Below are 26,590 nucleotides of genomic sequence, written 5' to 3'. Positions count from 1 at the left end.
AGAACAAGCTGGTATTTTATTGTTTGGAAAAAATCTTACTTTAATAAAAACAAATAAATAGATAGAGGAAGTATGGAACTTACATTTTTAGGAACCAGTGCAGGGGTACCGACAAAAGAACGTAATGTCACCAGTATGATATTAAATTTGGTCGGCATTCGAAAAAGTTATTGGCTGTTTGACTGTGGCGAAGGGACACAGCACCGTATCCTTAATAGCCCATTTAAAGCACCAAAAATTGAGAAAATATTTATTACCCATTTGCACGGCGACCATATTTTTGGCTTACCAGGGCTTTTGTGCAGCCGTTCAATGGGCGGGGCAACAGAGCCATTGACACTGTATGGGCCAAAAGGGCTCAAGCAATATATTGAAACGGTGTTGTCTCTTAGTGTGTCTTATATGACTTATCCAATTGAAATTATTGAAATTGAGGTGGGGCAGTTATTTGATGATGGTGAGTTGATTGTGACGGCTTACTCTCTTGATCACCGTGTAGAATGTTATGGTTATCGTATTGAAGAACACGCCAAAAGTGGGCCGTTAGATGCGAACAAATTGGCGAGTGATAACATTCCCCGTGGCCCATGGATGCAAGCGCTTAAAGCGGGTGAGACCATAACCCTTGAAGATGGTCGTGTGGTTAATGGTGCAGATTACCTTGGTGAACCTATCCCTGGTAAAGTTATCGCTATTTTTGGAGATACACAACCGACGCCACAGGCGTTTGAACTTGCTAGAAATGCGGATGTGATGGTGCATGAAACCACGTTGGAAGCAGCTTTTACAGAAAAAGCGAATGAGCGTGGGCACTCAACAACAGTGCAAGCGGCACAATTAGCCCGTGAAGCAGGGGTAAAGCGTTTTATTGCCACTCACTTGAGTGGGCGTTATATGAGCGAAGATATTCCAAGGTTATTAATGGAGTGCCAAGCTGAATTCGCGGAGACTCAAATTGCCGAAGATTATTTGACGGTGAAGATTTGATTTAGCGGGCAATGATGAGCCCGCCACCTATTTTTGACTCAGTAAATTACTTTCACAAATCCATTACGACAGTAAGTTTCATACTCATCGGAAAGCTGCCTGTTTGTGACTATCACATCAAATTGTGATAATTCCCCCATATTGGCGGTCGCCACTTCATCAAACAAGTTATAAGGTGCCAATAAAATTTTACGGATGGATTTTTCCATCGCTTTTTTCTTCATTGGTAAATCGTCAATATTATAACAGGTTACGCCATATGTGCTGTGGACGCCTGCGGCAGAAATAAAGGCCTTTTTGGGGTTAATGGAGTCAAGCAAGGAAGGCAGAGAAGGGTTGTAAAACGAGTCGCTTTTAGGGCGGTATTCACCACCGCATAATAAGGCGGTGGCGTTTTTTTTCTGGCTAAGGGCGAGAAAAACGTTATGGGAATAACAAATTCCCGTGAAACTGATTTCTTCTGGGATAAGGGAAATCAAGGTCGCCATCTCAATGCCATTATCGAAGAAAATAACGTCATCTTCTGTGACCATACTCGCCGCGAGATTAGGAATATAGAGTTCTTCGGTTTGATCTGGCGTGAAAACATCGGCTTGCTGCTCCTGGGCAACTAAATTTACAGGTTGGGTAACAGAAACAATGTAGCCACCAAGCAGTGACATCGGAATAGGGCCTTCTGCATCAGCGTTAAGGTCTCGGCGGATGGTCATTTCAGAGACTTCGAGTATCCTAGCGGCTTCTTTAAGATGAATGCGTCCTGAACGTTTCAAACATTCACTTAAGCGGCGAAGGCGTTCTTTTTGTTTAGTTTCTATCACCCTACAATCCTTTTATGATATACAAAATTGGCGCGGTTAGACCGCGCCCCATCACTTAGTAGTCACTCGGCTTTGTTGCCGTTCCTGTGACAATCGCAACACTGGCACTCGCACCAACTCGGTTTGCGCCCGCTTCAATCATTTTAATCGCAGTTTCACGGTCACGCACGCCACCAGAGGCTTTGACACCGATTTCGCTGCCAACGACTTTACGCATTAACGCAACATGGTGCTCAGTCGCCCCCATTGTACTGAAACCTGTTGAAGTTTTCACAAAACCGACGTTAATTGTGCGGCAAATTTCACAAACTTGTGTAATTTCTTCATCAGTTAACAGGCAATTTTCTAAAATGACTTTTAATGTTGCATTACCGCAGGCAGCAAATACGGCTTCAATATCTTTACGGACAAAGTCTAAATCGCCACTTTTTAACATGCCAACATTAATCACCATATCCACTTCATCCGCACCGCGGCGCACTGCTTCAGCCGCTTCAAAAGCTTTTGCTTCTGTTAAGCAAGCTCCTAATGGGAAGCCTACCACACAGCAAACTTTTACATCGCTGTTTTTTAAAAGTTCATTGGCTAAAGGAACATAGCCTGTATTTACACATACGGAAGCAAAGTGGTGTTCAGCCGCTTCTGCACACAATTTTGTGATATCGCTGACAGTTGCGTTAGCAGCAAGTAAAGTGTGATCAATATATTTTGCTAAGTCTTGCATTTTCAACTTTCCTATATAAATGTGGGATAGACAACAAAGAATGAGGAAATGTGGTAGATGTAACACTTGATCATTCGTTATTCGAGATCCTAATCACAAATGATATTTTTGCAACATGATAATGTTACTATCATATCATTATGTGATTTATTTAACACGAGGGGCATCATGGATATAGCAGTTATTGGTTCAAACATGGTTGATTTGATCACTTACATTGATCAAATGCCAAAAGAAGGCGAAACGTTAGAAGCGCCCGCGTTCAAAATAGGTTGTGGTGGTAAAGGTGCGAATCAGGCGGTTGCCGCTGCTAAATTAAATTCAAAAGTGATTATGTTAACCAAAGTTGGAGATGACATTTTCGCAGATAATACCATTCGTAATCTTGAATCTTACGGTATTAACACCCGTTATGTTGAAAAAGTGCCTTGTACATCAAGCGGTGTTGCACCGATTTTTGTTAATCAAAACTCATCAAACAGTATTCTGATCGTCAAAGGCGCCAACAAGTTCTTATCACCTGAAGATATCGACCGTGCAGCGGAAGATCTGAAGAAATGTAAGTTGATCGTTCTGCAATTAGAAGTGCAGTTAGAAACAGTTTATCACGCGATTTCATTTGGTAACAAACATGGGATCCCTGTCCTGCTTAACCCGGCTCCTGCACAGCGCTCGCTTGATCTGGATTTTGCTTGCCGTTGTGATTTCTTTGTGCCGAATGAAACGGAATTAGAAATTTTAACCAATATGCCAGTCGACACGATGGATAACGTCCGCCGAGCAGCACAATCTCTGCTGGATAAAGGGTTAAAAAACCTCATTGTGACCTTAGGGGAAAAAGGCGCTTTGTGGATGACCCGCGATAGCGAGTTATACATACCGGCAATCAAAGTGAATGCCATCGATACAAGTGGTGCGGGAGATGCCTTTATTGGTTGTTTCTCTCATTATTATGTACACACGGGGAATATTGAAGAAGCACTGAAAAAAGCAGTGATGTTTTCTGCATTTAGTGTGACAGGGAAAGGGACTCAATCTTCTTATCCAAGTGTTGAGCAATTCAATGAATTTGTGCAAATCAACACCTCAAACGCATAGCTAAATAATAAAACTCAACGTAGCTGTATACCCTTTGACGTATTAATCCGCCATTAGAGCGGAATAGGAACTCCTAGGGTATAAATTATAAAAATATAAGGGTTACTATGAACATTAAGAACATCACTCAGTTACCTGATGGGTACCTGAGTCGGACTCCTCTATTCCAATTTATCCTACTATCGTGCTTATTCCCTTTGTGGGGATGCGCCGCAGCATTAAATGATATTTTAATTACCCAGTTCAAAAGTGTCTTTGAACTCAGTAACTTCGCATCAGCTTTAGTACAAAGTGCATTCTATGGCGGGTACTTTTTAATTGCGATCCCAGCCTCTTTAGTGATCAAAAAAACCAGTTATAAATATGCGATTATGGTGGGGTTAATTCTCTATATCGCAGGTTGCAGTATGTTTTTCCCTGCGTCCCATATGGCGACTTATACTATGTTCTTGGCGGCAATCTTCGCCATTGCGATTGGTTTAAGCTTCCTTGAAACTGCAGCGAACACTTACAGCTCAATGATTGGCCCTAAACAATACGCCACATTACGCTTAAATATCAGCCAAACATTCTACCCAATTGGTGCTGCGGGCGGGATCTTACTGGGTAAATATTTAGTCTTCTCCGAAGGGGATAGCTTACAAAGCCAGATGGCAGGCATGAATGCAGAACAAATTCATGAATTTCGCTTAGCGATGTTGGAAAACACCCTCGAACCTTACCGTTATATGATTATGGTATTGGTGGTGGTGATGATCCTCTTCCTCATTACTAAGTTCCCGAAATGTAAAGTGGCAGAAACCCAAGATCATAAACGCCCAACCGCATTAGAAACCTTAAGATATTTAGCTAAAAATAGCCGCTTTAGAAAAGGGATCATTGCCCAGTTTTTATATGTGGGTATGCAAGTTGCGGTTTGGTCATTCACTATCCGTTTAGCGCTGGAAATGGGCGATATTAACGAACGTGATGCCTCGAATTTCATGGTGTACAGCTTTGCGTGTTTCTTTATTGGTAAGTTTATCGCCAATATCTTAATGACTCGCTTTAATGCCGAAAAAGTCCTGATTATTTACTCGGTGATTGGTGCACTGTTCTTAATTTATGTTGCATTTATTCCTAGCTTCACCGCGGTCTATGCCGCCGTGATGGTGAGTATTCTGTTTGGGCCTTGCTGGGCAACCATTTACGCAGGCACATTGGATACAGTTGATAATGAGCACACTGAAATGGCTGGGGCGGTTATCGTCATGGCAATCGTGGGGGCGGCAGTTGTTCCTGCAATTCAGGGTTATGTCGCTGATATCCTGCACTCTTTACAGCTTTCCTTCTTGGTTTCTATGTTGTGCTTTGTTTACGTCGGTATTTACTTTGTCGGTGAACGCCGCTTTAAAGCAAAACAAGCCGCTAAATAGTTTTTTGGTTGGGTAGTGTGCGCTACCCAATTCCATTCATCTAACCAAACCGTGAGTATGAAAATGAATACACTAATACCACTTCACAAAAGCTTATTTACGGAAAAGCCAACGCTTATTGTAAAAAATGAACATTTTTCTGCGACCGCATTTTGTTATCACACAGGGGTAGAAGGCTTACGCATTGAAAATCAGCAAGGCCACTTAACTATTTTGCCTTTTTTGGGGCAAATGATTTGGGATGCCGAATTTTGCGGACAAAATCTGAAAATGGAAAACATGTTTTCAGCACCAAAACGAGTTCCTACCGTTGTTGAAACCTATGGTTGCTTTGCGTTTCATTCAGGTTTAATCAGTAATGGCTGCCCTTCACCAGAGGATACACACCCGCTGCATGGGGAAATGCCTTGCGCTGCAATGGACTGTGCTTGGCTTGAACTCACGGGGGATAGTTTAAACATTGTTGGTGAATATGAATATGTGATGGGGTTTGGCCACCATTACCGCGCAACACCTTCTGTAGAGTTAAAGGCAAATAGCGCACTGTTTGATATTCAAATGTCAGTCACCAATTTAGCATCGGTTCCTATGCCACTTCAATATATGTGCCATATGAATTATGCCTATGTGGATAATGCAACATTGACACAAAACGTGCCTGATAACGCAATTAAACTACGTGAATCGATACCGGGGCATGTGCAGCCAACTGAAAAATGGCTTGAATTTAACGAAGCATTGAAATCCGGCAAAGTTACTTTAAATCAACTTAATCAACCACATATGTGTGACCCTGAGATTGTCTTCTTTATGGATAACCTCAGCCAATACACGGCACAACCTGAATTTAAAATGACCTCCCCAGCGGGAGATACGTTTATCACCCGTTTTAAATCCAGTGAACTTAACTATGCAACCCGCTGGATTTTATATAATGGCGACCAAAAAGTGGGCGCATTTGTGTTACCCGCCACTTGCCGCCCAGAAGGTTTTTTAGCCGCAAAAAATAACCAAACCTTAATTTGGTTAGCGGCAGGGGAAACGCGCCAGTTTACGGTTACCACCGGCGTGGAAAAATCGTGATTTTTTGACGACACCAGAGGCAGTGGTTAACTGCCTCATTCGTACTGCTGGCACTCTTCTGCTAAATCAGCAAGTAACATTGAGGCATCATAAGCATCATAATATGGTGCATTGGCCCCATTGGGTTTCATCATGATGGCAGCTTTAATATTCGCCTCATGCATATCAGGAAGGAGCTCTGTCATGAGTTGCTCAAGGGTCAGTTGCATTGGCGTAAAATGCGCCCACTGATGCACTAAACATAGCTCGACATAAGCTTTAGCCGGCCACAACGCAACAGCAATCCCATTTTCCTGATCCCTGAGGGTGACGAAGTTTTGCCCATCACTTACTGTCCATACTTGTTCCCAGTCAGCGACCTTACCGACAAAATAGCGGTACTTTTGGTATGGGCCAAGGGCATGAACATTTTGTATTTCTTTATCATTAGGGGAAAATGAGTTGTTATTCATGATTGGATAATCTAAAAGGTAATTGATAATTAGTGGGAAAATTATATTTATAATTGTTATCTTAATAACAAGATAACTTAACATCATACACAGTAAAACACATAAAAATAATATCTATCAGGTAAATTTTAGGGCGGTTAGAAATGATAGAAGCATTACTTGAAAAGTACGCCATTGGGATGACATTGATTGCGGTGTGTCTTGCAATCTATTTGGCTTTTGAGGTTTTTCATAAGCGGCGTAAACACAAACATAAACATAAAAGCATCCTGATCCATGTTATTCAAACCGTTGTGCTTTGTGGCATTGTGATCGTGGCGGCACAATATGTGGATATGGCCGCGGCTGATTTTGATTTGAATTTTATTTCCACACCGCTGGTCAATTTTATCACGATCGCATTAATTGCTTTGATTTTAATGCGAAAATTGTTTCAACTTGCCAATCGGTTAGAGAAGACACAAATCAAAAAGGGCAGTGACCCAACTTCGGCTCGTATTGTGGCCCGGGTGTTTAAAACCACGGTATTTGTCGTTATGGTACTGTTGTTTGGTGAACACTTTGGTATGAGCCTATCAGGGCTGATGGCCTTTGGTGGCATCGGTGGTATTGCCATCGGTATGGCGGGTAAGGATATCCTGAGTAATTTTTTCTCAGGGTTGATGCTGTATTTTGACCGCCCGTTTAATATTGGGGATTGGGTGAGTTCACCCGATAGAAATATTGAAGGTACGGTAGTGGAAATTGGTTGGCGGATCACCAAGATCATCACGTTCGACCATCGGCCATTGTATATTCCAAACTCAGTATTTTCGTCCATTAGTGTGGAAAACCCTGGGAGAATGACTAACCGTCGGATCAAAACTGAATTAGGCTTACGTTATGAAGATTCCGATAAAATTGGTGCGATCGTCGACGATATTCGCACAATGCTACAGCAAGATGAAAATATTGATACCAGCCAAACTCTGCTGGTGTATTTTGATGCGTTTGCAGATTCATCGTTAAATATTATGGTGTACTGCTTTACTAAAACGACGGTTTGGGCTGAGTGGTTAGCGGCGCAACAGGACGTCTATTTAAAGATCATTGAGATAGTTAAACGCCACGATGCAGACTTTGCATTCCCATCACAAACGTTGTATGTGGAAAAAAACAACTAACGTCCCATGCAGGATAAATTGACCGATTAAACCATGGCTATTTACATATATATTGGTCAATTTATCTTTTTATTTGCTTTATCCTAACCTTAAGTTTCAAAGTATAGATAGGGGTGGGCCGAAATTTTTCTGCTATTAACCAGTGGCTTATAGAAAATATTCGACTTACTAAATCCCCCCGTTTTTTGCCGCCGTGCTAATCATTTCAATTCCCTGATCTATCAAGTATATTGTCCGCCTCTTTTCCTCAGCTAACTAAGAGCCAGACTGCTATGAACAAAATCAATGTGGCATGTAGCCAGGGGGTCGCAATCTATTTCACTAACGAATTTCAGTGGGTAGATATTCGCGATGCACAGTTAAACAATATTGCTGCGGTGGTGCTATCTGAACAAGATGCCAACCAAGGCCTGTGGGAAAGAGTGGTGCAAAGTCAGCTCAGTATTCCGCTGTTTATCATTAGCGATAAACAGCTGCCAACCGATGACAACTTTCCCCCGTATTTAACGGCACTCTTGCCGCCAGCACCTGCTGCCCGCGAAGAAAATAGTCGCCAATTGCTTGATGCTGCCAATCAGTACCTAGAGCAGTTATTACCGCCATTTTTTGCGCGAATGATGGATTATGCTGCGGGTCATAACGTTACGTTTGCCTGCCCTGGCCATCAAGGTGGGCAATTTTTCCGCCGCCACCCAACGGGAGAGCAATTTTACCAATTTTATGGTGAAAATTTATTCCGTACCGATTTATGCAATGCGGATGTCGCGATGGGAGACTTGCTGATCCATGAAGGGGCAGCCAAGGAAGCCCAAAAATTTGCCGCTAAAGTCTTCAATGCGGATAAAACCTATTTTGTGTTAAATGGCACGTCATCCTCCAATAAAGTGGTGCTCAATGCATTATTAACACCTGGTGATTTGGTGTTATTCGATCGCAACAACCATAAATCCAACCACCACGGTGCATTAATTCAAGCGGGTGCTACCCCCGTTTATTTAGAGACGGCGCGTAACCCGTTTGGCTTTATTGGTGGTATTGATGCCCATTGCTTTGAAGAGCGTTATTTACGTGAGTTAATCCAAGATGTGATGCCTGAAAAAACGCAACAAACGCGCCCTTTTCGCTTGGCGGTGATCCAACTCGGTACTTACGACGGCACCGTGTATAACGCAAGGCAAGTGGTCGATAAAATAGGCCACTTATGTGACTATATTTTATTCGACTCGGCGTGGGTGGGATATGAACAATTTATCCCGATGATGCGCCAGTGCTCACCTTTATTGCTTGAGTTAAATGAAAATGACCCAGGCATTATGGTCACTCAGTCAGTGCACAAGCAACTGGCGGGGTTTTCACAAGCGTCACAAATTCACAAAAAAGATAACCATATCAAAGGACAAGAACGTTTTGTTTCCCATAAGAAACTGAATAATGCCTTTATGATGCACGCCTCTACTAGCCCATTTTATCCCTTATTTGCCTCGTTAGATGTTAATGCACGCATTCACCAAGGCGCAGCGGGTGAAATGATGTGGATGGATTGCGTAAAAACGGGTATTGAAGTGCGCAAATCAATTTTCCAGCACTGTCGCTATTTTAGGCCGTTTGTGCCTGAATTGATTGACGGAAAAGCATGGCATGAATACCCGACAGAACAAATTGCTTCGGAACAACGTTTTTTCAATTTTATCCCTAAGGAACGTTGGCATGCCTTTGAGGGCTATGCTCAAGACCAATATTTTGTCGACCCATGCAAACTCATGTTAACGACGCCTGGTATTGATGTCGAAAGTGGGGAATATGAGTCGTTTGGCGTACCTGCAACTATTTTGGCGCATTTTTTACGTGAACACGGTGTGATCCCTGAAAAATGTGACTTAAACTCGATTTTATTTTTATTAACCCCTGCAGAAACGACGGAAAAACTCGCTCTGTTAGTTTCTCATTTAGTACGCTTTGAACAATTATTGGATGAAGATGCGTTATTAGAAGATGTACTTCCATCAGTATACCAGCGCTACCAAGAGCATTATCAAGGTTATACATTGCGTCGTTTATGCCAAGAAATGCATCAATTGAGCGTTAATGACAATATCAAGCAGTTGCAAAAAGAGATGTTCCGCAAGGCACATTTCCCTGAAGTCAAAATGAACCCACAACAAGCGCATTTAGAATTTATTCGTGGCAATTGTGAGCTATTGCCATTGGATGAACTCGAAGGGCGCATTGCGGTAGAGGGCGCTTTGCCATATCCACCTGGCGTCTTATGTGTTGTGCCTGGGGAGGTGTGGTCAGGCCCTGTACTGCGTTATTTCAAAGCTCTTGAAGCGGGGATTAATGCGTTACCAGGCTTCGCACCTGAGCTGCAAGGCGTGTATATTTCGAAAAATGAAGGCGAGAAAAAACGTGTCTATGCGCATGTTTTAAAATAATTTCCTTCGTATTCAGACTTTAAGCGTAGATTTTGCCTTATCGGGTCGTTACATTGGAGTCAGAGCCATCTCTGACTCCAAATTTATAAGGTAAGGTATGAGCAAAAAAATCATTCTTGATTGTGACCCTGGTCATGATGATGCTATCGCATTATTACTGGCTTACGGTAACCCAGATATCGATTTATTGGCTGTAACAACCGTTGCAGGTAACCAAACCCTTGAAAAAGTGACTCGTAATGCACTGGCAATCGCTGAAATGGCGAAGATCACGGGTATTCCATTTGCTGCGGGTTCGATTCGCCCATTAGTTCGTGGCATTGAGGTTGCACCTGATATTCACGGCGATTCAGGGCTTGATGGGCCTGTATTACCCACGCCAACTTTACAGCTTGATGAAAGGCATGCTGTTTCATTGATTATCGATACCATCATGTCTCACCCACCGAAAACCGTCACATTAGTTCCGACAGGTGCGCTGACAAACATTGCCCTTGCTGCTCGTCTTGAGCCACGTATTGTTGAGCGGGTGAAAGAGGTGGTTTTGATGGGAGGTGGCTACCATGTCGGTAATTGGAGTGCGGTGGCGGAGTTTAATATCAAAATTGATCCTGAAGCGGCACATATTGTCTTTAATGAAAAATGGCCATTAACGATGGTTGGGCTAGACTTGACCCATCAAGCATTGGCAACACCTGAAATCGTAAACGAAATTGCTGCGATTGGTACCGATTGTTCGCAATTTGTCGTCGAACTGTTGGACTTCTTTGGTAAAATGTACAAACAGGCACAAGGGTTTGATGCGCCTCCGGTTCATGACCCTTGTGCGGTTGCCTATGTGATTGACCCTTCAGTGCTTACCACACAAAAAGTCCCTATCAATATTGAGCTAACGGGGACATTAACATTAGGTATGACGGTGGCGGATTTTCGCCATCCTGCTCCAGCGGATTGCCACACACAGGTCGCCGTGAAGCTAGACCACCATAAATTTTGGCAGCTGATTATCAACGCATTGAAAAATATTGGGTAATAAATGAGTAATAACTTGGAACAAATGCCTTATGAGGCATTAATTGAACGCAGTATGAATGCCTTACAAGCTAAAAACCAATTCCATTGCGATACGTGGAAGTTAGATGAGGCAGACTGGTCAGTCAATCAAGACGAAGGCACCATTATTTTTCATGCGCCAGACAATATAGTGGCAACCGCACCGGTACAAATTGTTGGTACCTATGACCAAAGCCAAGGGAGTTGGATGTGGGGCTGGGCAAACAGTTCTATTGACAGCGCATTAACACAAGATGCGATTACGGTGAAAGCCTATGGTGAACGCAAAGACAACGCATTATTAACAGCGCGGGTCAGTCAAATCGAAGAATATGACGCATGGCAATTAACCGCGCTGGCCTGTGAGCTTAACAACCAGCAAGGGGTATACCGTGGCATTGCGGGGCATACGCTGATCTTCATGACATTTGGTAACGTTTCTCTGCAACAAGTTTAATGGTTAACTCGGTGCTTTATCTGTTGGTTGATAAGGCACTTTAGCCCTCTTTTTTCCATAACCTACCCGTTATACTCAGTTTTTTCAGTCAGGAGCCAGCGCATGTTAGATATTGCACTCGAAGCCGCTAACTTAGTCAAAACCATGACAGTAGAGGCATTTCAAGGTTCGGGCAAATTTGATTATAAACCCGATCGTTCTGTGGTCACGGAAACGGATATCCGCGTTGAAGAAACTATCAGAGCGCTTTTTGCCCAGCGTACCCCGAATATTGCTGTTTTAGGTGAAGAGTTTGGCTTTGCCGGTGAGCAAAAATTTAGCTCGGGTTGGGTGATTGACCCGGTCGATGGCACCCGTGCCTTTATTTATGGTGTGCCATTATTTAGTACCTTAATCGCTTATGTGGAAAATGGGGAACCATTACTCAGTGTGATCAGCTTTCCTGCAATATCTACTCTCTACTGGGCTTCGCAAGGGGAGGGCTGCTGGGTGCAAAACGCAGGGCAGGCGCCAAGGCAACTGAAATTGGGTAGTCAATCGCCTAAATTATTATCAGAGGCAGTGGTAAGCGCATCTGGTATTCACAGTAGTAATTATAACCCACGTGAAGGGGCTCATATTTATCATCTTGATGCCGTGGTCAGCCAAGCTAGTGACTTTATTTTTGCTAATGATGCTTATCAACATGCCATGGTGGCCAGTGGGCGTATTCACGCAGCCATTGATACCATCATGAAACCATGGGATAGCGCGGCACTGATTCCGTGTATCCGAGAAGCTGGCGGCGAGGTGTGTGCGCTAGATGGCAAACGGCAGCAAGCCATGTTCGCGGGGAGCTTGCTATCAACAGCCACACCGGAATTGGCCGAACACATTATTGAATTGATGAATAGTTGAAGATGAGCGCGTGAAGATAAGCATCCTCACGCGGTTTAATCGTGATGAATTAGCTAAAATCAAAATGCAAACGTAGCTTTTTGCAATGTAAACAACGGAATAAGTAACCTTGGGCATCGCTATCTTGGTGGAGAATATTTTCCAGTTCTGAGATTGAAAAACCATAATCAGCGATATCATTTTCAAGGGAAACAAATTCATCCAGCCTATCTTTGATGTCATCCCAACAAACATAGCCTATAAATTCACAGGGTTCTTGGCAGTGTGCGAGCCAAATTTCTTGCTGCCATCCGCGATAACCTGGTGTTCGTTTAATCAGCTCGTCAAACTTTTCAGTCGGATAGGGGTTTATGGTTTGTAAAAACTCGCCGTTCTCATCATATTCACAATCAATACCTTCAACACTGGCAGCGTCTTGAAATTCCCCGTCAAATTTTGCACTCGCAGAGCCATCAGCAATACACCATGGGCAAAGTGCTTCAATATCATCAATAGAATAAAAAGGGCTTTCATAATAAATATCAGTAGGTTGCTGACAGCAATCACAGTTTACTGTTTTATCTGTCAGAAATGCTTCTGTTTCAATTGGGTTTGGATGGTATTTAAACTTAGGGAGTGTTCGGTTATTGAGCGCCATATACAGTTCCTAATAAAGGTTGCACCGGAAGTAAGCCAACGAGTGGGAAAGAATATCACAATGCCGTTTGATTATGTTTCTCGGTTTTATTGCATAGGCGGGTTTCAGACAAATCAAAATATTCAATTAATTTGAATGATTCGAACGATATTATTAGATTTAACCTAAATGTCATTACCGCTATGATACCTTCATCGCAGACAACAAGGGTTGTCTCATCGTATACACAGTGAAGGAATTAGATTATGAACATGTTAAAAACTTTGATGGCAGCTTCAGTATTATCTATGGTCGCATTTGGTGCATCAGCAGCAACAATCACTGCAACAGGCGATACACTGGCTTCAACCGAAGCGATGATTGCCGCTAAAGCCAAAGCAGCGGGTGCAGACAGCTACACAATTACCAGTGCTCGTATGGGTAACTTTGTCACAATGAGCGCAGAAACTAAATAACGAATTGTGTGAGTTTCTCTTATTGAAATATTTTTGATGAAAAGTGGTGTTTATGAGGCTGTAAGTAGATTCAATGCCACTTTTTATCTGATAATTGAGGAGTCGTTGAGATGAGTTTTAAATATAACCGCCTAGATAAAGATAATGCAGCTGTATTACTTGTTGATCATCAAACGGGTTTGTTATCGTTAGTTCGTGACCAAGATCCAGATAAATTCAAGAATAGCGTGTTAGCACTTGCCGATCTGGCAAAGTATTTTAACTTACCAACTATTTTGACGACATCTTTTGAAGATGGCCCTAATGGCCCGTTAGTCCCTGAATTAAAAGAAACCTTTCCTAATGCCCCTTTTATTGCCCGCCCTGGCCAAATTAACGCGTGGGATAACGAAGAGTTCGTAAAAGCTGTCAAAGCCACAGGTAAAAAACAGCTAATTATTGCGGGTGTTGTGACAGAAGTGTGCGTGGCATTTCCTGCATTATCTGCACTGGAAGAAGGCTATGAAGTTTTTGTTATCACTGATGCCTCAGGTACATTTAACCCCATTACACGTGACGCAGCGTGGGATAGAATGTCAAAAGCAGGTGCTCAACTGATGAGCTGGTTTGGTGCTGCTTGTGAATTACACCGTGATTGGCGTAATGATGTGGAAGGGTTAGGAACTTTGTTCTCAAACCATATCCCTGATTACCGTAACTTAATGACCAGCTATGCACTGCTTTCTGCGAAAAAATAGTGCGTGACTAAGTATTAAAATGACATAATTGGTTTATAAACCCTCGATATGGCATTGCTCATATCGGGGGTTATTTTGTTAAATTAACTGACCCCAGCAGCTTATTTTCGTCATCATCGCACTTAGTTCTCTCTATGTTATAATAGCCACTGTTTTTGCTTGGCTCCTTGCTTTTTGGGGCTATCCATTTGATTTAAACACACAAGATCACCATGCATCAAAATACCTCAAAACAAGGCTATACCAATTTAAACCGATTTTCCGTTGCGCCGATGCTCGATTGGACCGATCGCCATTGCCGCTATTTTCATCGTTTACTGAGCAAAAATACCTTGCTATACACCGAAATGGTCACCACTGGGGCGATTATTTATGGGAAAGGGGATTATTTGGCATTTAGCGAAGAAGAACATCCGGTTGCATTACAGCTTGGGGGAAGTGACCCTGCTGCTTTGGCGCAATGTGCTAAGCTTGCACAAGAGCGCGGTTATGATGAAATAAACTTAAATGTGGGTTGCCCATCTGACCGTGTACAAAATGGCCGTTTTGGAGCTTGTCTGATGGGGGATGCGCAGTTGGTGGCGGATTGTATAAAAGCGATGCAAGACGTGGTATCCATCCCTGTTACGGTCAAAACTCGCATTGGTATTGATGAGCAAGATAGCTACGAATTTTTGTGTGATTTTATCGAAACAGTCTCTACCAAGGGCGGCTGTGAAATGTTTATTATCCATGCGCGTAAAGCATGGTTATCTGGACTAAGCCCGAAAGAAAACCGTGAAATCCCCCCATTAGATTACCCACGTGTTTATCAATTGAAGCTCGATTTCCCGCATTTAACGATGGCGATTAACGGCGGTATTAAAACGTTAGAAGAAGCAAAAGAACACCTTCAACATTTAGATGGCGTGATGGTGGGTCGCGAAGCATATCAAAACCCGTCTATTTTAACAGCGGTTGATAACCAATTGTTTGGTGAGCACTTTCCTGTGACGAATGGTGTTGATGCAGTGCGGGCGATGTACCCGTATATTGAAAGTGAATTGTCTAAAGGTGCTTATTTAGGCCATATGACGCGCCATATGTTAGGGATTTTCCAAGGCATTCCTGGTGCTCGCCAATGGCGTCGCCATTTGAGCGAAAATGCCCATAAAAAAGGTGCTGACTTAGCGGTCGTTGAACAGGCTCTGGAGTTTGTGACTCGCGGTGAATAGCATATTGATTATAAAGAAAAAACGCCAAAACAGGCGTTTTTTCTGATCGACGAGATACCCGTTATGGGATCAACAGGCTTGATCCTTGGGTTTTTCTTGATTCAATCGTTGCGTGGGCTTTTTGTGCATCTTTCAGGGCAAAAATTTGTGATTGCGGCACATCCACATTCACATTGCCACTTAAAATCATATCAAACAACGCGTGACTGGCTTGGTCTAACTCTGCACGGTTAGTCACATACACCCCCAAAGATGGACGAGTGACGTATAAACCGCCTTTTTGGTTGAGAATGCCCAAATTTACACCCGTGACAGGGCCTGATGCATTACCAAAACTCACCATCAATCCGCGGCGTTTCAGTGAATCTAAAGAAGCAAGCCATGTGGATTGCCCAACAGAGTCATAAGCCACACTGACTTTTTCACCCTGAGTGATCGCTTTAACGCGTGCAGCGATATCTTCGGTTTGGTAGTTAATCACCTCCCATGCACCCGCGTCTTTTGCTCGCAGTGCTTTATCCGCAGAGCCCACGGTACCAATCATTTTGGCACCCAGTGCTTTTGCCCATTGGCAGGCAATTAGGCCTACGCCACCTGCGGCAGCATGGAATAAAAATACTTCATCACGCTTAAGTTGATACGTTTGATGGAATAAATAATATACCGTCATTCCTTTGAGTGAACTCGCTGCGGCTTGTTCAAAGGTAATGCCATCAGGTAAATGAGCAACAGCGTGTTCAGGTACATTGTGCACTTCGCTGTAGGCACCCAGCGGGCCTTGGGCGTACACCACGCGGTCTCCAGGTTTGAAACCTGTGACGTGGGCACCTGTTTTAACGACGACACCAGCGGCTTCAGTTCCGAGACCACTTGGCAGTTTAGCGACAGGGTAAAGGCCACTGCGAACGTAGGTGTCGATAAAATTAATGCCGATTGCGCGGTTTTCGATTTGAATTTCGTTATCAGCAGGTGCGGTTGGGGAATAATCTACAAAGTTTAGAACGTCAGCGCCGCCATGTTGCGCGAACTCGATACGTTTTGCCATGACAATCTCCAATAAGAACCATTTAGTTTTGTTTACAATATCAATCGTTTTACTATAACGCCATGTTTCAATCAGAAGAATTATTGGTTTGTGCTTTTTGTTGAAAACGTTAGCAGGCAATTCTCTTGCCTGAGGGCGTAAAGAAAGCCACAACAAAAATCAGATTGGCGTATACTAGAAGCTGTTCGTTAATTATAGACTTGGATGCAAATGTATGGCTAAAAAACCCTCATCGAATTTTAAAACAGATGCCCCTCGGGATCACCAAATGGAAGGTTTGAAACTTCCACCGCACTCTCTTGAGGCGGAGCAATCTGTTTTAGGCGGTTTGATGTTGGATAACGAACGTTGGGATACTGTCTCTGAACGGGTCACACACGCTGATTTTTTTAGCCGCCCTCACCGCACGATTTTCTCGCAGATGCAATTATTGCTAGAGCGGGGCAAGCCTATCGACTTAATTACCCTGTCCGAATCCTTAGAGCAAGAAGGTGAGCTTGATAGCGTAGGGGGCTTTGCCTACTTAGCTGAATTATCCAAAAATACGCCAAGTGCGGCGAACATTAATGCTTATGCAGACATCGTTCGCGAACGTGCTGTTGTGCGTGACATGATTTCTGTTGCCAATGAAATTGCAGATGCGGGTTACGACCCACAAGGGCGTAGCAGTGAAGATTTGTTGGATTTAGCGGAAAGCAAAGTTTTCCAAATCGCAGAATCCCGAGCGAACAAAGATGAAGGGCCAAAAGGCATTGAAGCTATTTTGTCCGAAACCGTCGAAAAAATTGAGCAGCTTTACCAGCAACCTCATGATGGGGTAACGGGGGTTTCTACAGGTTATCAAGACCTTGATAAGAAAACTGCAGGGTTACAAGGTTCAGATTTAATTATCGTGGCAGCGCGTCCATCGATGGGTAAAACTACCTTTGCGATGAACTTGTGTGAAAATGCGGCGATGACAGAAGAAAAGCCAGTGCTTATTTTCAGCTTGGAGATGCCAGGTAACCAGATCATGATGCGTATGCTTGCGTCACTTTCTCGCGTTGACCAAACGCGTATTCGTACCGGCCAATTGGACGATGAGGATTGGGCGCGTATTTCCAGCACGATGGGGATTTTGATGGAAAAGCGCAACATGTACATTGATGACTCATCTGGCTTGACACCTACAGAGGTACGCTCCCGTGCGAGGCGTATTTACCGTGAACATGGTGGTTTAAGCCTGATCATGATTGACTACCTTCAGTTAATGCGTGTTCCTTCGCTTTCTGATAACCGTACTCTTGAAATTGCCGAGATTTCTCGCTCGCTAAAAGCCTTAGCGAAAGAGCTTAATGTGCCTGTGGTGGCATTATCACAGTTGAACCGTAGCCTTGAGCAACGTGCGGATAAACGCCCCGTTAACTCCGACTTACGTGAGTCGGGGTCTATTGAGCAGGATGCGGACTTAATCATGTTCATCTACCGCGACGAGGTTTACCACGATAACAGCGAGCTTAAAGGGGTTGCGGAGATTATTTTAGGTAAGCAGCGTAACGGGCCAATTGGTACGGTGCGGTTGACGTTTAATGGGCAGTGGTCACGCTTTGATAACTATGCGGGGCCTGCGTATAACGACGAAGACTAAATACTCGTCATAAATACTCGTCATACTTTGCGCTGTCGCGGTGTTGGCTGCACTCAGCTACGCGAGTCACATACTCGTGTATGCTCCCCGCGATATCTTCGCTTGCCGCCTAGCGACAACCCAAACTATTTAGAGTATTGGAATTAGGACGTTGTAATTCGAGTGTTTGAACTAGAGTATTAAAATTGAATGGTTCATAAAATAATATCTAATGGAAATACTCGTCATATTTTGAGCTATCGCGGTGTTGTCTGCACTCAGCTACGCGAGTCACATACTCGTGTATGCTCCCCGCGATATCTTCGCTTGCCGCCTAGCGACAACCCAAACTATTTAGAGTATTGGAATTAGAATATTAAAATTAAATGATTCATAAAAATAATATCGGATGGAAATTGATATTTTTTAGCGTATAACAAATAGAGAATAGACTAAGCTGCCAATGTGCAGCTTAATTTTTAGACAAATTAGAGAGAAGCAAACGAGGGGATCATGAAAGCGGCAACCGCATTAATAAACCGCCGCGCTCTGCGACACAACTTGCAACGGGTGAAAGAGATTGCACCCAATAGCCAACTGATTGCAGTTGTTAAAGCAAACGCTTATGGCCATGGGTTAGTTGGAGTGGGAAGTGCAGTGGAAGCGCTGGTGGATGGCTTTGGCGTGGCAAGGTTGAATGAGGCATTGCTACTGCGCCAACATGGCGTTACAAAGCCCGTCGTCTTACTGGAAGGGTTTTTTGAGCAGTCTGACTTAGTATTGATGGCAGAGCACAAAATTGACACCGTTATTCACTGCATCGAACAGCTTGAAATGCTTGAAGCGGCTAAGTTACCACATTCCCTCAAAGTTTGGATGAAATTAGATACAGGGATGCATCGCCTTGGTATATTACCAAAAGACGCTGAGGCTTTTTATCAACGCCTGCAACGTTGCCAACATGTTGAACTGCCTATTAATATTGTCAGCCATTTCTGTCAAGCTGATGCGCCGCACTTGCCAACAACTCAACGTCAAATCGATTGCTTCAAACAGTTTATTGCAGGCAAAGAAGGCGAAAAATCTATCGCGGCATCCGCAGGTATCCTATTATGGCCTGAAGCTCACTATGACTGGGTTCGTCCAGGAATCATGATGTATGGCGCTTCTCCCCAAGAAGGAAAAAGCGCGGCAGATTTCGGCTTGCAGCCAGTCATGACTTTAAAATCCACCTTAATTGCTGTGAGAGAACATTCAGCAGGCCAATGTGTTGGCTACGGTGAAACGTGGTGCAGTGATCAAGATACTCGCCTTGGGGTTGTTGCCATTGGTTATGGCGATGGCTACCCGCGTAACGTGCCGTCTGGGACGCCAGTATTAATTAATGGGCGAAAAGTGCCGATTATTGGTCGTATTTCGATGGATATGACTGTCGTGGATTTGGGGTTAAATGCCACCGATAAAGTTGGTGATGACGTGGTTTTGTGGGGGAATGGACTGCCAGTTGAAGAAATTGCCGCACAAACGGGTATTATCAACTATGAGTTGCTCACTAAATTGACCTCACGAGTTGCGATGGAATATGTAGACGAATAGTCAACAAAGGGTTATTTTCAAGTAACAACGTAATAACCACGCTGAATAACGCAATGCGCGCTGACATTATCAGTGCCAAATAATGATTAGGAGATGTCCTGTGTTTGAACATGTTGATGCTTATCCGGGCGACCCAATTCTGTCGTTAATGGATGAATTTAATAAAGACACTCGTGATAACAAAATTAATCTGAGTATTGGTCTTTACTACGATGGTGAAGGTAAAACGCCTGAACTGGCAACGGTGGGTACCGCTAAAGCGTCACTAAACAAGTTACCTGCAAGTGCTTCCTTGTATTTACCAATGGAAGGCTTAAAAGATTACCGTCTTGAACTGCAAAAATTGGTATTTGGTGAAGATTGCCCGCTGATTGCACAAGAGCGTATTGCAACAGTGCAAACCATTGGTGGCTCTGGTGCATTAAAAATCGGTGCTGATTTCCTACATCAATACTATCCTGATTCAGAAGTTTGGTGCAGTGACCCAACATGGGAAAATCATGCCTCTATTTTCTCTGGTGCGGGCACAAAAGTTCATTATTACCCATACTTTGATGAAAAAACCAAAGGCGTTAAATTCGATGAAATGCTTGCAACCTTTAAGAAATTGCCAGCAAATAGCATCATTTTAATGCACCCATGTTGCCATAATCCAACGGGTTCTGACTTAACACCGGCGCAGTGGGATGAAGTCACGAAAGTGGCGATTGAACACAAACTGATCCCATTCTTAGATATCGCTTATCAAGGTTTTGCTGAAGGTATCAACGAAGATGCTTACGCGATTAGAGCGATGGTTAAAGCGGGTTTGACCGTGTTTGTCAGCAACTCATTCTCTAAAATCTTTGGTATCTATGGCGAACGTGCGGGTGGATTATCGGTGATTTGTGAAAACACCGATGAGCGCGATCGTGTATTAGGTCAGCTTAAAGCTGGTGTGCGCCGTTTATATTCAAGCCCACCCTCTAATGGGGCAAAAATTGTGGCTGCGGTACTGACCAACAGCGCAGAAAAAGCAAAATGGTTAGCAGAAGTGGAAGAAATGCGTTTACGTATTTTAGACATGCGCACCGTGTTGGTGGATGAGCTGAAAAAAGCGTTACCAACCAAAAACTTCGACCATTTATTGAAACAGCGCGGGATGTTCAGTTATACCGGTTTCACTAAAGAACAAGTGGCTCGTCTAAAAGACGAGTTTGCGGTGTATTTAGTGGGTACGGGCCGAGTATGTATGGCAGGTGTTAACCGCCACAATGTAAAACGTATCGTTGAGGCATTTGCTGCTGTTAGCCAATAGTTAAAGCTAACTCAATGATAAGTAAATAGACGCAGGCTAATCCCTGCGTTTTTTATTACTCGGTTATATTTATGAAACAATTAAGTCTATCTTCTCCTGTTTTATTCCTTGAATTTTTTGTCCGAAAATTTTCCTTTTTTGGTAAAGGTTCTACCCGAGCTCAATTACCTGAAGATGCGTTTTTCTATATGGGAACTTCAAAGGCTAGCCGATATCGTTATTTTGAACGTGTCCACGAAGAATTCATTCAGCGGGATAAATGTTTGCAAGAGTGGGGCTTCAATGCCTATCAACCTGTGATTTCATCACAAATGAGTCAAGAGCAACAACAAATTTGGCAATCACCATCAACGCGTGCAATCATGAAATTGACAGGGGAATACTTCCATGAAAATGAATGGGTTAGAACGAAGAGTGAAACTAAAGTCGCAAAATATTCAGGTGATTGTGACGCGCTGATGTTTGAAAATATTCAGTCATTAGCCCCATACTATTTTGATGTTCATAGCGTGTCGGAACTAGGGGATATTACCACTCACTTCCCACGAAAAACGGTTCCATTGATGATAAAAGCGGGGGAAAGCGTCTGTTTTCTTTGCCGACGAGAAGAGTATGAGTTTATAGGGTGGGGAGGGAAACAACCTAATTTGAACCTAGTGATGTGGGTAAAAAATTACGGTTTTCATAGCCAATTACCTATTTGCGAACAAACTATTATTGATGGTTATGATGGTGCTCACCTCATTGAGCAAGAATACAAAATTCGAGACTTTAGAAAGAGCCATTTGCGTTTCGAATTGGGCTAATGAATACCCTTGCCAATAACACAAGGGTATTCATAGAATATTAGTAGCCGCGTTCTAAAATCGTCTTTAAGAACCTTGAAGTGTGGGACTTCTCACATTCGGCCACCTCTTCTGGTGTACCCGCGATGAGAATTTCACCGCCGCCGCTACCCCCTTCAGGGCCTAAATCAACAATCCAGTCTGCTGTTTTAATCACATCAAGGTTATGTTCAATGACGACAATGGTATTGCCTTGATCACGTAACTGATGCAGAACGACTAAAAGTTGTTGAATATCAGCAAAGTGTAAGCCTGTCGTTGGTTCATCCAAAATATAAATAGTTTGCCCTGTACCGCGTTTGGAGAGTTCCTTAGCCAGCTTAACACGCTGTGCTTCACCGCCTGATAACGTGGTCGCTGATTGGCCAAGACGAATATAGGATAACCCTACATCCATCAAGGTTTGCAGCTTACGAGCAAGGGCAGGAACTGCATCAAAAAACTCACGGGACTCTTCGATAGTCATATCGAGAACCTCATGAATGCTCTTACCTTTGTATTTGATTTCCAAGGTTTCGCGGTTATAGCGCTTACCTTTACACTGGTCACATGGCACGTAGACATCAGGCAAGAAGTGCATCTCAACCTTGATAACGCCATCACCCTGACAGGCCTCACAGCGCCCGCCTTTCACGTTAAAACTAAAGCGGCCTGGGTTATAACCGCGGGTACGGGACTCTGGCACCCCTGCAAATAACTCACGAACAGGAGTAAACACACCGGTATAGGTCGCAGGGTTAGAGCGCGGTGTTCGCCCTATTGGGCTTTGGTCAATATCAATGACTTTATCGAAATGTTCCAAGCCCTCAACATCCAAATAAGGTGCTGGGGTAATGGTGGTTGCCCCATTGAGTTGGCGCTGGGCAATTGGGAATAATGTGTCGTTAATCAGTGTGGATTTACCTGAGCCAGATACGCCCGTAATACAGGTAAATAACCCGACTGGCACTTTTAAAGTCACATTTTTCAGGTTGTTACCTTTTGCGCCAAACACAGTGAGCATTTTGTCTTTATTGACAGGAACTCGCTGTTTCGGAATTTCAATTCGTCGTTCACCGCTTAAGAACTTACCTGTTAAGGAGTCAGGATTCGCAACAATATCTTCTAATGTACCTTGGGCGACAATTTGACCACCATGTACCCCCGCACCTGGGCCAATATCAATCACATGATCAGCGGCGCGAATAGCATCTTCATCGTGCTCTACGACGATCACGGTATTGCCTAAATCACGCAGGTGGATCAAGGTTTCTAACAGGCGATCGTTATCCCGTTGATGCAGGCCAATTGACGGTTCATCAAGCACATACATCACACCCACTAAACCTGCACCAATTTGGCTAGCAAGGCGAATACGCTGTGCTTCACCACCTGATAAGGTATCTGCAGAGCGTGACAAACTTAAGTAGTTTAAGCCAACGTTAACTAGGAATTTAAGGCGATCACCAATTTCTTTCAGTACTTTTTCAGCAATTTGCGCGCGCTGGCCACTCAGCTTTAAGTTTTGGAAAAACTCCATCGCATGGCCAATACTGTAATCTGCGATTTCAGGTAACGTGGTGTTTTCAACAAATACAAAGCGCGCTTCTTTACGTAAACGCGTTCCATTACAAGAAACACAAGGGCGGTTACTGATATATTTCGCCAGTTCTTCACGAACGGCGGTGGATTCCGTTTCTTTATAACGGCGCTCCATATTATTGAGAACACCTTCGAATGGATGGCGGCGAACGGTAATATCCCCGCGATCATTACGATATTTAAACTCAATGGTTTCTTTGCCTGAACCGTACAAAATGATTTTTTGCACTGCAGGGCTGAGTGAATCATAAGGGGCTTCAACATCAAACTTATAGTGCTCAGCCAATGACATTAGCATCTGGAAATAATAAAAGTTACGACGATCCCAGCCGCGAATAGCGCCGCCTGCTAAAGAAATTTCTGTGTTTTGTAACACGCGTTCAGGGTCAAAAAATTGCTGAACGCCTAAACCATCACAGCTTGGGCAAGCCCCAGCTGGGTTATTAAAGGAAAACAGACGCGGTTCTAGTTCCACCATGCTATAGCCACAAACGGAACACGCAAAGTTTGCAGAGAAGACCAGCTCTTCTGCTTGTGGATCGTCCATATCGGCAACAACAGCGGTACCACCAGAAAGCTCTAGCGCGGTTTCAAATGACTCAGCTAAACGTTGCGCGATGTCATCGCGGATTTTAAAGCGATCAACCACGACTTCAATGGTGTGCTTTTTCTGTAATTCGAGTTTAGGGGGATCAGAAAGATCGCAAACTTCCCCGTCAATGCGTGCGCGGATATAACCTTGGCTCGCTAAGTTATCGAGTAATTTAACGTGTTCCCCTTTACGATCTTTGACGACGGGAGCAAGTAACATCATACGGCGATCCATTGGCTGCGCTAAAACATTATCAACCATCTGGCTGACGGTTTGCGCTGCTAATGGAATATCATGATCAGGGCAGCGAGGCTCACCAACCCGCGCAAACAATAACCGCAAATAGTCATGAATTTCAGTGATGGTTCCCACGGTAGAACGTGGGTTATGTGAAGTGGACTTTTGTTCAATCGAAATCGCAGGAGAGAGCCCTTCAATATGGTCTACATCAGGCTTTTCCATTAAGGACAGGAACTGGCGCGCGTAGGCAGAAAGTGACTCAACATACCGGCGCTGGCCCTCTGCATACAGGGTATCAAAGGCTAAAGAGGATTTTCCAGAGCCTGACAAACCCGTGATAACAATCAGTTTATCACGAGGAATAACGAGATTGATGTTCTTCAGATTATGCGTGCGTGCGCCGCGGACTTCGATATTATCCATTTACCACTTCCCGGATGATTTGATATTGAACAATCGCAAGCGATCATTATCACATATTTTTCCCTGAATGGATATACAGTACTCGTTATATTTTCTGGCCTGTACAGATTTAAATTCGCTGTGTTGTTGGCTGCACTTAGTTGCGTAGTAGTAAGCATCCCTACGATGCATTCATTTACCGACTAGCTGTATTCAGAATCGAATGTTTTGAGGTGAAAAATACAAAATTACAAACAAATTCAAGGGGAAAAATAATTTGTTGGAAGGCGTGCTACTGAGAGAATAATTTTGTGTCTATACTGAAAAAAGTGCTCTGGGATTTCACTTAACTTTGGAAAGCGTTTCGCAAGTTTAAATATGCAATTTCAATTGTTGGTGCAAATCAGTTCGGTCATTGGTAAACTTCAAGGCTAATCCAGAGATTAAAATTCAATGCATCAGGAGCAATAAATGGCCAGCAGAGGCGTAAATAAAGTAATTCTTATCGGTAACCTAGGGCAAGATCCTGAAATCCGTTATATGCCTAACGGCGGAGCTGTGGCAAACCTGACTCTGGCAACTTCTGAAAGCTGGCGCGATAAGCAAACTGGCGAGATGCGTGAAAAAACTGAATGGCATCGCGTGGTGATTTTCGGCAAATTAGCTGAAGTTGCAGGTGAATACTTGAAAAAAGGTTCACAAGTCTATATCGAAGGGTCTTTGCAAACGCGCAAATGGCAAGACCAAAGCGGTCAAGATCGCTACACGACGGAAGTGGTTGTGAATATTGGCGGTTCTATGCAAATGTTAGGTGGTCGTGGCGGTGATGCGCCATCACAAGGCCAAGGTGGTCAAGGTGGTTGGGGTCAACCTCAACAGCCACAAGCTGCACAGCAATTCAGTGGTGGCGGTGCTGCACCTGCACGCTCACAAGCGCCAGCACCACAAAATAATGAGCCACCAATGGATTTCGATGACGATATTCCGTTTTAATTTGTTATTTTAATAACTATAAATATATAAAAGGCTTCCTCGTGAAGCCTTTATTCTTTTATATTTTAAATATAACTATCAAATAAAAATTTTTTATTAATATAATAAAATAAAAAATGGTTATAAACCTTAAGGGATTATTAATTTTTTTATCAAAAATAAATAATAAAAAAGCTCCAGTAATTAACTTACTTGGAGCTTTGTATTGGAGGTGGAATAAAAAGGGTAAGTACAAATTTTATTTTCATATTGCGTATCAGGCTACTTTAGGTTCCAATAGTAAAGGGTCATTCTGACTTTCACCGGAAATTCGGTAGACTGATGGCGACGTACCTAAATAAGCGCGGAATCGCTTTGCAAATGATTGCTGGGAGTCAAATTGGTATTTTAATGCAATATCAATTACTTGTAGTTCTGTGGTGCAGAGGTCTTTTGCTGCTTCACAAATCCGCCTTCGACGAATATATTCACCTAAAGGTATCCCGACAACCTTACGAAACACTCTTTGTAAATGCCATTTTGTATATCCAGATTTTAGTGCAATATCATCCAGTAATAGACGACTGGTTAAGTTCATTTCAATCCAAACTATTATTTCATTAACAACTGTAGATTGAAATTCTGTGTATTTCCCATTATAGGGAACAGGGATTTCTTTATACATAATGTTTTTCCTACGAGTTACTTTTTAATCATATCCTTCATTAAGTAAACAGCCAATAAATAAATACTAAACAAATAGGAATACAGGCTGTTAATTTGTTAAATGAC

General features: G+C 43.2%; 24 protein-coding genes. 17 read left to right on the top strand and 7 right to left on the bottom strand.

Annotation, left to right across the window (positions count from 1 at the left end):
- The first annotated feature begins 72 nt into the window (after window positions 1-72).
- A complete protein-coding gene (rnz, locus tag PR808_RS15260; RefSeq protein WP_272539584.1) occupies window positions 73-987 on the top strand; it encodes a ribonuclease Z in 915 nt (304 codons plus the stop codon).
- Window positions 988-1,025: 38 nt separating this feature from the next.
- Here rnz and deoR read toward each other — a convergent pair whose 3' ends face one another.
- Together deoR and deoC are read right to left on the bottom strand one after the other, a co-directional pair.
- Window positions 1,026-1,805 (bottom strand): DNA-binding transcriptional repressor DeoR, encoded by a 780-nt coding sequence (gene deoR / locus PR808_RS15255; RefSeq protein ID WP_272539583.1) that lies wholly within the window; start codon window positions 1,803-1,805, stop codon window positions 1,026-1,028.
- A 55-nt stretch (window positions 1,806-1,860) separates the two neighbouring features.
- Window positions 1,861-2,529: a deoxyribose-phosphate aldolase gene (gene deoC / locus PR808_RS15250; protein ID WP_206086302.1), complete on the bottom strand. Its 669-nt coding sequence runs from the start codon at window positions 2,527-2,529 to the stop codon at window positions 1,861-1,863.
- Window positions 2,530-2,697: 168 nt separating this feature from the next.
- Here deoC and rbsK point away from each other — a divergent pair, with 168 nt between their 5' ends.
- The 3 genes from rbsK (at window position 2,698) to PR808_RS15235 (ending at window position 6,125) form a co-directional block, all read left to right on the top strand.
- The gene (rbsK, locus tag PR808_RS15245) at window positions 2,698-3,627 is read left to right on the top strand and encodes a ribokinase (RefSeq protein ID WP_206086303.1); all 930 of its coding nucleotides are present in this window, start codon (window positions 2,698-2,700) and stop codon (window positions 3,625-3,627) included.
- Window positions 3,628-3,734: 107 nt separating this feature from the next.
- Window positions 3,735-5,042, top strand: coding sequence for an L-fucose:H+ symporter permease (gene fucP, locus PR808_RS15240; protein WP_272539582.1), 1,308 nt, complete (start codon window positions 3,735-3,737; stop codon window positions 5,040-5,042).
- Window positions 5,043-5,105: 63 nt separating this feature from the next.
- Entirely contained in the window at window positions 5,106-6,125 is a 1,020-nt protein-coding gene (locus PR808_RS15235) for an aldose 1-epimerase family protein (protein WP_272539581.1), read from the top strand.
- Between the two features lie 35 nt (window positions 6,126-6,160).
- Here the strand turns inward: PR808_RS15235 and PR808_RS15230 are convergent, their stop codons facing one another.
- Entirely contained in the window at window positions 6,161-6,577 is a 417-nt protein-coding gene (locus PR808_RS15230; RefSeq protein ID WP_206086306.1) for a DUF2750 domain-containing protein, read from the bottom strand.
- Window positions 6,578-6,720: 143 nt separating this feature from the next.
- Between PR808_RS15230 and PR808_RS15225 the strand changes: the two genes are divergently transcribed.
- From PR808_RS15225 to PR808_RS15205, 5 genes are all read left to right on the top strand, one after another.
- Window positions 6,721-7,740 (top strand): mechanosensitive ion channel family protein, encoded by a 1,020-nt coding sequence (locus PR808_RS15225; protein ID WP_272539580.1) that lies wholly within the window; start codon window positions 6,721-6,723, stop codon window positions 7,738-7,740.
- Between the two features lie 272 nt (window positions 7,741-8,012).
- A complete protein-coding gene (locus PR808_RS15220; protein WP_272539579.1) occupies window positions 8,013-10,172 on the top strand; it encodes an ornithine decarboxylase in 2,160 nt (719 codons plus the stop codon).
- A gap of 97 nt (window positions 10,173-10,269) precedes the next feature.
- Window positions 10,270-11,205: a uridine-preferring nucleoside hydrolase UriH gene (gene uriH / locus PR808_RS15215; protein WP_272539578.1), complete on the top strand. Its 936-nt coding sequence runs from the start codon at window positions 10,270-10,272 to the stop codon at window positions 11,203-11,205.
- 3 nt (window positions 11,206-11,208) lie between these two features.
- On the top strand, window positions 11,209-11,682 hold the full coding sequence (locus PR808_RS15210; RefSeq protein WP_272539577.1) for a DUF6882 domain-containing protein: 474 nt from the start codon (window positions 11,209-11,211) through the stop codon (window positions 11,680-11,682).
- A 102-nt stretch (window positions 11,683-11,784) separates the two neighbouring features.
- Complete coding sequence (locus PR808_RS15205; RefSeq protein ID WP_272539576.1) at window positions 11,785-12,579, top strand: inositol monophosphatase family protein; 795 nt, start codon at window positions 11,785-11,787, stop codon at window positions 12,577-12,579.
- A 49-nt stretch (window positions 12,580-12,628) separates the two neighbouring features.
- On the opposite strand, the gene cbrC is transcribed toward PR808_RS15205, so the two are convergent.
- On the bottom strand, window positions 12,629-13,216 hold the full coding sequence (gene cbrC / locus PR808_RS15200; protein WP_206086312.1) for a PF03691 family colicin E2 tolerance protein CbrC: 588 nt from the start codon (window positions 13,214-13,216) through the stop codon (window positions 12,629-12,631).
- A gap of 245 nt (window positions 13,217-13,461) precedes the next feature.
- Here cbrC and PR808_RS15195 point away from each other — a divergent pair, with 245 nt between their 5' ends.
- From PR808_RS15195 to dusA, 3 genes are all read left to right on the top strand, one after another.
- Entirely contained in the window at window positions 13,462-13,671 is a 210-nt protein-coding gene (locus PR808_RS15195; protein ID WP_272539575.1) for a YdgH/BhsA/McbA-like domain containing protein, read from the top strand.
- Between the two features lie 110 nt (window positions 13,672-13,781).
- Window positions 13,782-14,408: an isochorismate family cysteine hydrolase YcaC gene (gene ycaC / locus PR808_RS15190; RefSeq protein ID WP_206086314.1), complete on the top strand. Its 627-nt coding sequence runs from the start codon at window positions 13,782-13,784 to the stop codon at window positions 14,406-14,408.
- 212 nt (window positions 14,409-14,620) lie between these two features.
- Window positions 14,621-15,622, top strand: a complete 1,002-nt coding sequence (gene dusA, locus PR808_RS15185; protein ID WP_272539574.1) for a tRNA dihydrouridine(20/20a) synthase DusA — start codon at window positions 14,621-14,623, stop codon at window positions 15,620-15,622.
- Window positions 15,623-15,683: 61 nt separating this feature from the next.
- Here the strand turns inward: dusA and PR808_RS15180 are convergent, their stop codons facing one another.
- Complete coding sequence (locus PR808_RS15180; RefSeq protein WP_225820726.1) at window positions 15,684-16,667, bottom strand: quinone oxidoreductase; 984 nt, start codon at window positions 16,665-16,667, stop codon at window positions 15,684-15,686.
- A gap of 214 nt (window positions 16,668-16,881) precedes the next feature.
- On the opposite strand from PR808_RS15180, the gene dnaB reads away from it, so the two are divergent.
- From dnaB to PR808_RS15160, 4 genes are all read left to right on the top strand, one after another.
- A complete protein-coding gene (dnaB, locus tag PR808_RS15175; protein WP_206086317.1) occupies window positions 16,882-18,294 on the top strand; it encodes a replicative DNA helicase in 1,413 nt (470 codons plus the stop codon).
- 492 nt (window positions 18,295-18,786) lie between these two features.
- Window positions 18,787-19,869 (top strand): alanine racemase, encoded by a 1,083-nt coding sequence (gene alr / locus PR808_RS15170; protein ID WP_272539573.1) that lies wholly within the window; start codon window positions 18,787-18,789, stop codon window positions 19,867-19,869.
- A 100-nt stretch (window positions 19,870-19,969) separates the two neighbouring features.
- Window positions 19,970-21,166, top strand: coding sequence for an amino acid aminotransferase (locus PR808_RS15165; protein ID WP_206086319.1), 1,197 nt, complete (start codon window positions 19,970-19,972; stop codon window positions 21,164-21,166).
- A 71-nt stretch (window positions 21,167-21,237) separates the two neighbouring features.
- Window positions 21,238-21,972, top strand: coding sequence for a hypothetical protein (locus PR808_RS15160; protein WP_272539572.1), 735 nt, complete (start codon window positions 21,238-21,240; stop codon window positions 21,970-21,972).
- Window positions 21,973-22,012: 40 nt separating this feature from the next.
- Here PR808_RS15160 and uvrA read toward each other — a convergent pair whose 3' ends face one another.
- Window positions 22,013-24,847 carry an excinuclease ABC subunit UvrA gene (gene uvrA / locus PR808_RS15155; protein ID WP_272516346.1) on the bottom strand — a complete coding sequence of 945 codons (2,835 nt, stop codon included), beginning with the start codon at window positions 24,845-24,847 and terminating at the stop codon, window positions 22,013-22,015.
- A 450-nt stretch (window positions 24,848-25,297) separates the two neighbouring features.
- Here uvrA and PR808_RS15150 point away from each other — a divergent pair, with 450 nt between their 5' ends.
- Complete coding sequence (locus PR808_RS15150) at window positions 25,298-25,819, top strand: single-stranded DNA-binding protein (RefSeq protein ID WP_206086322.1); 522 nt, start codon at window positions 25,298-25,300, stop codon at window positions 25,817-25,819.
- A 256-nt stretch (window positions 25,820-26,075) separates the two neighbouring features.
- On the opposite strand, the gene PR808_RS15145 is transcribed toward PR808_RS15150, so the two are convergent.
- Window positions 26,076-26,483 carry a helix-turn-helix domain-containing protein gene (locus PR808_RS15145; RefSeq protein WP_206086323.1) on the bottom strand — a complete coding sequence of 136 codons (408 nt, stop codon included), beginning with the start codon at window positions 26,481-26,483 and terminating at the stop codon, window positions 26,076-26,078.
- Window positions 26,484-26,590: the final 107 nt, after the last annotated feature.

This window comes from Providencia sp. PROV197 (genome assembly GCF_028479625.1).
In the GTDB taxonomy this organism is placed as follows: domain Bacteria; phylum Pseudomonadota; class Gammaproteobacteria; order Enterobacterales; family Enterobacteriaceae; genus Providencia; species Providencia vermicola.
The sequence above is the reverse complement of the archived record's forward strand: the minus strand, read 5'-3'. Positions and strand labels throughout refer to the sequence as shown.

Bases quoted from the DNA above. Each gene is read 5' to 3' on its own strand.
- rnz (WP_272539584.1), top strand. From the start codon at position 73: ATGGAACTTACATTTTTAGGAACCAGTGCAGGGGTACCGACAAAAGAA.
- deoC (WP_206086302.1), bottom strand. From the start codon at position 2,529: ATGCAAGACTTAGCAAAATATATTGATCACACTTTACTTGCTGCTAAC.
- rbsK (WP_206086303.1), top strand. From the start codon at position 2,698: ATGGATATAGCAGTTATTGGTTCAAACATGGTTGATTTGATCACTTAC.
- fucP (WP_272539582.1), top strand. From the start codon at position 3,735: ATGAACATTAAGAACATCACTCAGTTACCTGATGGGTACCTGAGTCGG.
- PR808_RS15235 (WP_272539581.1), top strand. From the start codon at position 5,106: ATGAATACACTAATACCACTTCACAAAAGCTTATTTACGGAAAAGCCA.
- PR808_RS15230 (WP_206086306.1), bottom strand. From the start codon at position 6,577: ATGAATAACAACTCATTTTCCCCTAATGATAAAGAAATACAAAATGTT.
- PR808_RS15225 (WP_272539580.1), top strand. From the start codon at position 6,721: ATGATAGAAGCATTACTTGAAAAGTACGCCATTGGGATGACATTGATT.
- PR808_RS15220 (WP_272539579.1), top strand. From the start codon at position 8,013: ATGAACAAAATCAATGTGGCATGTAGCCAGGGGGTCGCAATCTATTTC.
- uriH (WP_272539578.1), top strand. From the start codon at position 10,270: ATGAGCAAAAAAATCATTCTTGATTGTGACCCTGGTCATGATGATGCT.
- PR808_RS15210 (WP_272539577.1), top strand. From the start codon at position 11,209: ATGAGTAATAACTTGGAACAAATGCCTTATGAGGCATTAATTGAACGC.
- PR808_RS15205 (WP_272539576.1), top strand. From the start codon at position 11,785: ATGTTAGATATTGCACTCGAAGCCGCTAACTTAGTCAAAACCATGACA.
- cbrC (WP_206086312.1), bottom strand. From the start codon at position 13,216: ATGGCGCTCAATAACCGAACACTCCCTAAGTTTAAATACCATCCAAAC.
- PR808_RS15195 (WP_272539575.1), top strand. From the start codon at position 13,462: ATGAACATGTTAAAAACTTTGATGGCAGCTTCAGTATTATCTATGGTC.
- ycaC (WP_206086314.1), top strand. From the start codon at position 13,782: ATGAGTTTTAAATATAACCGCCTAGATAAAGATAATGCAGCTGTATTA.
- dusA (WP_272539574.1), top strand. From the start codon at position 14,621: ATGCATCAAAATACCTCAAAACAAGGCTATACCAATTTAAACCGATTT.
- PR808_RS15180 (WP_225820726.1), bottom strand. From the start codon at position 16,667: ATGGCAAAACGTATCGAGTTCGCGCAACATGGCGGCGCTGACGTTCTA.
- dnaB (WP_206086317.1), top strand. From the start codon at position 16,882: ATGGCTAAAAAACCCTCATCGAATTTTAAAACAGATGCCCCTCGGGAT.
- alr (WP_272539573.1), top strand. From the start codon at position 18,787: ATGAAAGCGGCAACCGCATTAATAAACCGCCGCGCTCTGCGACACAAC.
- PR808_RS15160 (WP_272539572.1), top strand. From the start codon at position 21,238: ATGAAACAATTAAGTCTATCTTCTCCTGTTTTATTCCTTGAATTTTTT.
- uvrA (WP_272516346.1), bottom strand. From the start codon at position 24,847: ATGGATAATATCGAAGTCCGCGGCGCACGCACGCATAATCTGAAGAAC.
- PR808_RS15150 (WP_206086322.1), top strand. From the start codon at position 25,298: ATGGCCAGCAGAGGCGTAAATAAAGTAATTCTTATCGGTAACCTAGGG.
- PR808_RS15145 (WP_206086323.1), bottom strand. From the start codon at position 26,483: ATGTATAAAGAAATCCCTGTTCCCTATAATGGGAAATACACAGAATTT.